General features: G+C 66.7%; 10 protein-coding genes and 1 riboswitch. Of the genes, 3 read left to right on the top strand and 7 right to left on the bottom strand.

Features of this window, described 5'->3' with window-relative positions; translation table 11 throughout:
- The 4 genes from ACRDU5_RS12855 to ACRDU5_RS12840 all read right to left on the bottom strand — a co-directional run.
- Positions 1-546 (bottom strand): transglycosylase family protein (locus ACRDU5_RS12855; RefSeq protein WP_526614928.1); only part of this gene is annotated, 546 nt, incomplete at its 3' end.
- A gap of 9 nt (positions 547-555) precedes the next feature.
- A riboswitch (cyclic di-AMP (ydaO/yuaA leader) is annotated at positions 556-737 on the bottom strand.
- Positions 738-981: 244 nt separating this feature from the next.
- Entirely contained in the window at positions 982-1236 is a 255-nt protein-coding gene (locus ACRDU5_RS12850) for a MoaD/ThiS family protein (protein WP_526614926.1), read from the bottom strand.
- A gap of 20 nt (positions 1237-1256) precedes the next feature.
- On the bottom strand, positions 1257-2315 hold the full coding sequence (gene moaA, locus ACRDU5_RS12845) for a GTP 3',8-cyclase MoaA (RefSeq protein WP_526614925.1): 1059 nt from the start codon (positions 2313-2315) through the stop codon (positions 1257-1259).
- Complete coding sequence (locus ACRDU5_RS12840; protein WP_526614924.1) at positions 2312-2704, bottom strand: YccF domain-containing protein; 393 nt, start codon at positions 2702-2704, stop codon at positions 2312-2314. The genes moaA and ACRDU5_RS12840 overlap by 4 nt, the downstream gene beginning before the upstream one ends.
- A 228-nt stretch (positions 2705-2932) precedes the next feature.
- Here ACRDU5_RS12840 and ACRDU5_RS12835 point away from each other — a divergent pair, with 228 nt between their 5' ends.
- Positions 2933-3085 (top strand): hypothetical protein, encoded by a 153-nt coding sequence (locus ACRDU5_RS12835; protein WP_526614923.1) that lies wholly within the window; start codon positions 2933-2935, stop codon positions 3083-3085.
- A gap of 107 nt (positions 3086-3192) precedes the next feature.
- Positions 3193-3603 (top strand): cold-shock protein, encoded by a 411-nt coding sequence (locus ACRDU5_RS12830; RefSeq protein WP_526614933.1) that lies wholly within the window; start codon positions 3193-3195, stop codon positions 3601-3603.
- Positions 3604-3660: 57 nt separating this feature from the next.
- Here the strand turns inward: ACRDU5_RS12830 and ACRDU5_RS12825 are convergent, their stop codons facing one another.
- Complete coding sequence (locus ACRDU5_RS12825) at positions 3661-4515, bottom strand: endonuclease domain-containing protein (RefSeq protein WP_526614922.1); 855 nt, start codon at positions 4513-4515, stop codon at positions 3661-3663.
- A 54-nt stretch (positions 4516-4569) separates the two neighbouring features.
- Between ACRDU5_RS12825 and ACRDU5_RS12820 the strand changes: the two genes are divergently transcribed.
- The gene (locus tag ACRDU5_RS12820) at positions 4570-5514 is read left to right on the top strand and encodes a glutathione S-transferase family protein (protein WP_526614921.1); all 945 of its coding nucleotides are present in this window, start codon (positions 4570-4572) and stop codon (positions 5512-5514) included.
- On the opposite strand, the gene ACRDU5_RS12815 is transcribed toward ACRDU5_RS12820, so the two are convergent.
- Positions 5511-5993 carry a DUF2771 family protein gene (locus tag ACRDU5_RS12815; protein WP_526614920.1) on the bottom strand — a complete coding sequence of 161 codons (483 nt, stop codon included), beginning with the start codon at positions 5991-5993 and terminating at the stop codon, positions 5511-5513. The genes ACRDU5_RS12820 and ACRDU5_RS12815 overlap by 4 nt on opposite strands.
- Positions 5990-7669 carry an MFS transporter gene (locus tag ACRDU5_RS12810; protein ID WP_526614919.1) on the bottom strand — a complete coding sequence of 560 codons (1680 nt, stop codon included), beginning with the start codon at positions 7667-7669 and terminating at the stop codon, positions 5990-5992. Before ACRDU5_RS12810 ends, ACRDU5_RS12815 begins: the two co-directional genes overlap by 4 nt.
- Positions 7670-7726: the final 57 nt, after the last annotated feature.

Below are 7726 nucleotides of genomic sequence, written 5' to 3'. Positions count from 1 at the left end.
CGGCAGCGGTGCGGGGGCGGCGAGCGCCTCGACGGGTGCGGGTGGCGGCGGCGCGGGGAGCGGAGGAGGAGGCGGCGGCAGCGGTGCGGGGGCGGCGAGCGCCTCGACGGGTGCGGGTGGCAATTGGCCGTTCAGTTCGGGGGCGTCAAGGGCCTCGGGCTCGTTGACGACGTTGCGAGGGGTGGCACCGGAGAGCACGCCGCCACAGCTCGGCCACGCGCCGTTGCCCTGGCTGCCCAGCACTCGCTCGGCGACCGCGATCTGCTCTTCCTTGGTGGCGAGGTGTGCCGACGGCGCGTACTCGCCACCGCCGTGGCCGCTCCAGGTGCTCGGCGAGAACTGCAACCCGCCCTGGTATCCATTGCCGGTGTTGATTGCCCAGTTGCCGCCGGATTCGCAGCTGGCGACCTGGTCCCATTCGCCGTCGGTGGCGGCGCCGGCTTGCCCGGCGAGGGTAAGGCTTCCGCTACCGATGACTGCGCCGGTGAAGGCGACCTTTGCGACGTTGACAGACGATGATGTGGGCTTGCGGTGCCGTCCACGCATGGGTGCGATTGGTCCTCTCTTATGCGCCCACGAGGTCAGCTGTCGGGTTCGGGCTGGAGAGGTTGCCCGGCCGACGACGGTGAAAACGGCGTCGGCTTCACCCCAAGGAGCCACAAGCGGCCCCTGGTCCTAACTGTTCGGTGGACCGGTGGGTCCCCCGCCCCCATCCCAGTTTTCGTCGTTTTCCCTACCCAACGGATGGAGCTCGGCGCTATCGGGCAGGGCGGGCCACCGATTGAGGTCGATGGCTTGCGGAAGAACCTAACGGCTCTTTTCGATCGCGTCATCTTTTGCCGAGAACGGCGTTTCGCGTGGCGGCAAATCCTAATAACGTTCTAAAACCCCAGGAGTTTTGCGCGTTTCCGCTGGTGCGGCGGCTGCTCCATCAGACCGTAGCCAGCTTGTGACCATTTCGTTATGTGACGGAAATCACGGTTAGCCACCGGCGAAGGGCGGCAGCACATCGATCGTCTGGCCGTCAGACAGTTCACTCGCCATGTCACGGACGGCCATGCCGTCACAGAGAAACGAGCATCGGCTCAACACCTTGGCAAGCTCGGGTCCGCGGGCGGCAAGCCGCTCGACCAGCCCCGCAACCGTCGTCCCGGATTCGACGCGCAGCGTTTCGGTCTCCGCACTTGCGGCGGCCCGGGCGGCGGCGAAATAGCGGACGGTCAGCTGGACCGTCACCTGTGACGTGGTTTCCACCGCTACCCGCCGATCGCGCTCATCGGCCGGTCCGGTTGCACGAAGTCCGGGTCGTCGATGCCGTGCCCTGCCGGCTTGGCCCACATCGCGGCGCGCCACGCGGCCGCAACGGCGTCGTCGTCCGCGCCGGCGCGCATCAACCCGCGCAGGTCGGTCTCTTCCCGGGAGAACAGGCAACTACGGACCTGGCCGTCGGCGGTCAGCCGGGTGCGGTCGCAGGCCGAGCAGAACGCATGGGATACCGACGCGATGATGCCGACCGTCGCGGGCCCCCCGTCGACCTGCCACAGCTGCGCCGGCGCGGAGCCGCGGGGCGCCGGATCCGTCGTCAGAGTGAAGTGCCGTTGCAGTGCGGCCAACACGTCGTCGGCGTCGAGCGCCTCGCCGCGACGCCACTCGTGACCGGCGTCCAGCGGCATCTGCTCGATGATGCGCAGTTGATAGCCGTGCGCCAGGCAGAACCGCAGCAGCGCCACCGCGTCGTCCAGACCGGTCGTCGGGTCCAGCACGGCGTTAACCTTCACCGGTGTCAGACCGGCCCGCTGCGCTGCGGCAAGACCGGCCAGCACGTCGGAGAGCCGGTCGCGGCGGGTGATGCGAGTAAAACGTTCGGCATCCACGGTGTCGAGCGAGACATTGATGCGATCCAGCCCGGCCCGCTTCAGCTTCGCGGCTCGCCGGTCCAGCCCAATCCCGTTGGTAGTCAATGCAATCTCGGGGCGGGGACGCAGCGCGGCAGTGGCGGCAATGACATCCTCGAGATGCTTGGCCACCAACGGCTCGCCGCCGGTGAACCGGACCCGGGTGATGCCCAGCTGATCGACCGCGACGCGCAGCAGCCGGGTGAGCTCGTCTAGCCGCAACAGCTGCTCGCCGGGCATCCAGTCCAGCCCCTCGGCAGGCATGCAGTAGGTGCAGCGCAGGTTGCAGCGATCGGTCAGCGATACCCGCAGATCGGTGGCGACGCGGCCGTAGGTATCGCGCAGCGGGCCGTCCTTCGCCCCCTCTGGCAATTCAAGGGGGCGGAACACCGACGGAACACCCAGCGACGTCACGGTCATCCGGGCGCCTTGAGTGAGTCGACGGGCACGATCTCCTTGCCGAGCGGCACCAGGGATACCGGGATGAGTTTGAGATTGGCCAGCGCCAGCGGAATGCCGATGATCGTGATGGCCATCGCCACCGCAGTGACCACATGCCCGATCGCCAGCCAGATGCCGAACAGGATCACCCAGATGACGTTGCCGATCAGGGCACCGGGGCGTGGGCCCGGTTTCTCGATGATGGTGCGACCGAAAGGCCACAGCGCGTAGGACGCGATACGCAGCGCGGCGAACCCGAACGGGATCGTGATGATCAGGATGAAGCAGATGATCGCGGCCAGCAGATACCCCAGCGCCAGCCATAGGCCGCCGAAGATCAACCAGATGATATTCAGGATCAGGCGCATCTCTCCTCCAGCGGTCGTTCAAGACTACCGATCTGGTGTGTGATCGCACCGCCCACACCCCCTTCGGCCGGCGTAGGCTAAGCGCCGGCTGTTACCCGATCGTGCGCGGGCAATCAATGGAACCGAGTTCGATCCGTTCCATGGTCGCGTGGTCCCCGGGGGTACGGCTTACCCGGCTGGAGGTTGAAGTCACCGCCGACGTTGACGTGCGCGGGGCGTTGATGGTTGATGGGGACGCTCCCGTGGGATCTCGCCACCGCCGACGGCACACCCCCGGCGCTGACCAAGGGACTGGTGGCATCGGCCGAGCACTGCTGCATCGTGATGAACACTTTGCGCGGTGGCGTGCCGGTGACGACCGCTATGAAGCGCGCCGACTAAGCCGACTAAAGAGGGTGATGGGGGGGTAGGCGGCCGAGTAGGATCAGCACATCGCGTCCCGGCGCAGGCGGGACGCTTTCCTTATGTGAGTGGAGCGGGTGAGACCAGTGCCGACCGGCAGGGTGAAGTGGTACGACGCCGACAAGGGCTTCGGCTTTCTGTCCCAGGAGGACGGTGAGGACGTCTACGTCCGGTCCTCGGCGTTGCCTGACGGTGTCGAGGGTCTGAAGTCCGGTCAGCGAGTGGAGTTCGGCGTCGCCGCCGGTCGCCGCGGGCCGCAGGCGTTGAGCTTGAAGATCATTGACCCGCCGCCGAGCCTGAGCAGGACGCGTCGCGAAGCCGCGGCCGCCGAGCACAAGCACACACCTGACGAGTTGCACGGCATGGTCGAGGACATGATCACGTTGCTGGAGACGTCGGTGCAGCCCGAGCTGCGCAAAGGCCGCTATCCCGACCGCAAGGTCTCCCGCCGGGTGTCCGAGGTGGTCCGGGCCGTGGCCCGCGAGCTGGACTCCTAAGCGCTTCGGCGAAACTGAGCTTGTGCTCGAAGATCCGCCTTAATTTCGCGCACAAGCTCAGACTCGCGGACAGCCGTTGGCTCGCAATGCCGCCCGTATTCGTTCGACAACCGTGCGTGGCCGGTTTCGCAGCATCTCGCCACTGACCCGGACAATCGTCCAGCCAAGTGCCGCCAGCTCGGCCAAGCGGTCGATGTCGCGGCTGCGTTGTCTGGGATCTGTCCAGTGCTGGGCACCGTCGAACTCCACGCCGACGCGCCACTCTTCCCACCCCATATCGAGGCGGGCGACCAGATAGCGACCGTCGAAAACGGCTACCTGGGTACTTGGCTGCGGGAACCCGGATGACACCAACAACAGACGTGTCCGGGACTCCTGTGGGGACTCGGCGCCGGGATCGGCAACCGCCAGGACTCTGCGAAGAAGAACCGCACCGCGCGCGCCACGATGCACCTCGAGCAGGGGATAGACATCGGCAGGTGTCAATTGGGTGGCTCGCATCAGCGCATCCACCCGAATGACCGCTGTCATCAGGTCCACTCGCCGGCCCAGATCGAACGCGGTGCGCGCCGGGGTCGTCAGTGTTACACCGTCGATAGTGCACTTCTCCTCGTCGGCGATACGGCCGCTCTGCAGCAGGATGCCCTCGGTCTTGTGCTGACTGCGTTGGTTCAGCTCAGCCGGCAGGCGCGCGTCAATCCATAACGAGCCGTGCAGGGCGGCCGCTGACAGCCCAGCGACAGTCGCTTGGCGTCCGGACCACAGCCAGGCGGCCAGCGCCTTGTCGACCGCAGTTAGTTCGTGGCCCCGTGGCATGTACACATCGCGAAAGACCGGGTCATAACGGGTGGCCAATTGATAGCGATTCACCACGCCCGCGCGCCGCGCCTCGGTGCCGAGAAACGGAACCATGGCGGTACGACGACAAACGTGGTGAAGCGGGTTCCGAGGGGTATCACTGGAGGCATGGCTGCGTATGTCGCCGGCGGAGGCGAGTTCAACCGGGATACCGACTACATCACCACCCGCATTACGGCAGACGGCCGCGACGGCTATCCGGTCGAACCCGGTCGCTACCGGCTGATCGTCGCCCGGGCTTGCCCGTGGGCCAATCGCACAATCATCGTGCGACGGCTACTCGGTCTGGAAGACGTTCTGTCCATTGGGTTTTGCGGACCCACGCACGACGAGGACAGCTGGACCTTCGACCTCGACCCCGGCGGTGTCGATCCGGTGTTGAAGATTCCCCGGCTCAAAGACGCTTATCTGGCCCGGTTCCCCGATTACCCGAAGGGCATCACCGTCCCGGCCATCGTCGACGTGCCCACCGGCGAAGTCGTCACCAACGACTTCGCGCAGATGACGCTGGACCTCTCGACGGAGTGGGAGAAATACCACCGAGTGGGCGCGCCGCAGCTCTACCCGGAGCCACGGCGGGGGGAGATCGACGAGGTCTCCCAGCGCATATACACCGAGGTCAACAACGGCGTCTACCGGTGTGGTTTCGCCGGTTCACAAGAGGCGTACGACAAGGCCTACGAGCGGTTGTTCACCGCCCTGGACTGGCTCAGCGATCGACTGGAGAACCAGCGCTATCTGGTTGGCGACACCATCACCGAGGCCGACGTCAGGTTGTTCACCACGCTGGCCCGGTTCGACGCCGTCTACCACGGCCACTTCAAGTGCAACCGGTCCAAACTCGCCGAGATGCCAGTGCTGTGGGCCTATGCGCGTGACCTGTTCCAGACCCCCGGGTTCGGCGACACCGTCGACTTCGTGCAGATCAAGCAGCACTACTACATCGTGCACACCGACATAAACCCGACCGGCATCGTCCCGCAGGGGCCAGACGTGTCCAACTGGCTCACTCCGCACGGTCGAGAGACGTTGGGCGGCAAACCGTTTGGTTAAGACCAGACGGTGCGCACCGACCATTCGGCATGCGGCCAGGGGAACTCGTTGCCCGCCTCGTCGCGGACCAGTGTCGGCAGCTGCACTGCGATGCCGGTGAGTCGGCCCCGGTGCGGGTCGACGGTGGGAATGGTCACCGCGAGTTTGCCTGGCGGGAACGCTTCGACGAGCTCGTCGGAATCCTCGTAGGCCCGAAGCAGCACCCATGGTGCCCTGGAGATCGACGGTGGCACCGACAACTGCACCGGATTGCGCGACGTGACGACGAGTTCGCCGAAGGTTCCCGGGACGTCGCACTTGGTGATCTGCAAGACGTCGCAGTACCGGTACGGGCCGACTCGCGCCAATTGACCGTGCGTGTACGCACTGATTTCAGGGTGCTCGGGTGCGGGATGGCGGGTCAACCGCCAGATCAGTACGGCCGTGGCCGCCGATGCCACCACCGCGACGGTGACCAGCACCGCAACGAGCTTCTTCACTCCGGCGTTGCCATCGGCGAATCGTGACGGCCGCCCTCTTTCGCGGCGAACACGGGACGGTTTCCGCCGAAGCCGGGGATCAGCGAGTCGCCGCGGTAACTCACCAGGGTCTGCGCCAGCCCGAGGATCAGCACGGCGGATATCACCGTGAAGCCCACATGCAGATCGGTGTACACCAGCACACCCGTCGCGCCGCCCGCCACCCACGCCAGTTGCAGCAGCGATTCCGAGCCGCCGAACGCCGAAGCCCGCGACTCCTCGGGCAGATCGTGCTGCAGCGACGCGTCCAGCGACGCCTTGGCGATCGCACTCGCCGCGGCCGTGACGAACGCGGCTATCGCGGCCACCAAGAGCTTTCCGGTCAGCGCGGTGGCCAGCGCGACCACGGTGACCGCGATGGTGCTGCGCACCACCAGCTGCGCCGGATGCCCGAGCTGCAGCCGCGCGCTGGTGTAGTTGCCGGAGAAGTTGCCGATCGCCGCTGCGGCGCCGATCAGCCCGAGTATCAACAGCTGCTCCCAGCCGCTGGCATCCTGCGACTTGGCCACGAACGCGGGATAGAGGAACAGGAAACCAACCATCACCTTGATTGTGCAGTTGCCCCACAACGCGGTAATGATGTTGCGGCCCAACGGTTGACGCGCGGACCCGGTTTCCGCGACGCGCTCCGGGTGGCGACGTAGGTCGCCGTTTCCCCCGTGGTAGGTCAGCGTGGCCGGCACCTCGCCTTCGGTGACCTCCACCCATTTCGGTATCCGCATGGACAACACCGCACCGGCCACTGTGAGCGCGACGATGACGTACAACGCGCCCGGCAGGTGGAACATGTTGAACAGGTACTCCGCGCCGGCCGCGACCGCCCCGCCGACGATCGTCCCGCCGAGCAGGCCGAACACGGTCAGCCGCGAATTGACCCGCACCAGATCGATGGTGGGCGGCAGCACGCGTGGCGTCACCGCGCCGCGCAACACGCTGAATGACTTGGACAGCACCAACATTCCCAACGCGCACGGATAGAGCACCCAGGACGGGAAGCCGCCGGTCGCTCCGTCGTAATTGGCGATGAGCACCACGACCAGCGCCGTGCGAAGCACGAACGAGGTGGCCAGCGCGACCCGGCGGCCGTGCTGCAACCGGTCCAGCGCCGGGCCGATCAACGGCGCGATCACCGCGAACGGCGCGATGGTGATCAGAAGATAGAGGGCGACCTTGCTCTTGCTTTCCCCGGAGGCCGCGGCGAAGAACAGGGTGTTGGCCAGGGCGACCGCCATAGCGGAGTCGACGGCGAAGTTGGCCATCACCGGGTAGGTGAGCGCGGTCAGTCCGGATTTGTCGGCCCCGTCGGCGGTGGCGGCCCGGTGGAACAGGCCGTACATCTTGGAGCCCACTTCGCGGCCGCGCTGTGCGGCCGTTCGAGGGCCGGCGACGTCCTGGCCCGCTCCGGCGCCGACGCCCGGCGGCGGGGTTGATCGAGCCGACCGCGCCTCCAGTTCCGGCAAATACCGGTTGGCGCTCGGTACGGATGCGCGGCGCGGTCGACGGTAATCGGCGCCGTCGCTGGGATAATTCGCCATCCCGGGATGTTCGTCGCCCTGCTCGGCGGGCGGCCGGGGCGGGTAATAGCGGGGATCACGCCGGCCCGCCGGGCCCCGGTGGTCACGCCGCGATCCGCTCACAGACACGATTCTCCCCCATCGCGACGACCGCTGCGTGCAGGCAACCGGTGTGGCTAG

The sequence above is a fragment of the Mycobacterium sp. genome, from assembly GCF_050701515.1.
In the GTDB taxonomy this organism is placed as follows: Bacteria; Actinomycetota; Actinomycetes; order Mycobacteriales; family Mycobacteriaceae; genus Mycobacterium.
This window is presented reverse-complemented; position numbering and strand designations above follow the sequence as displayed.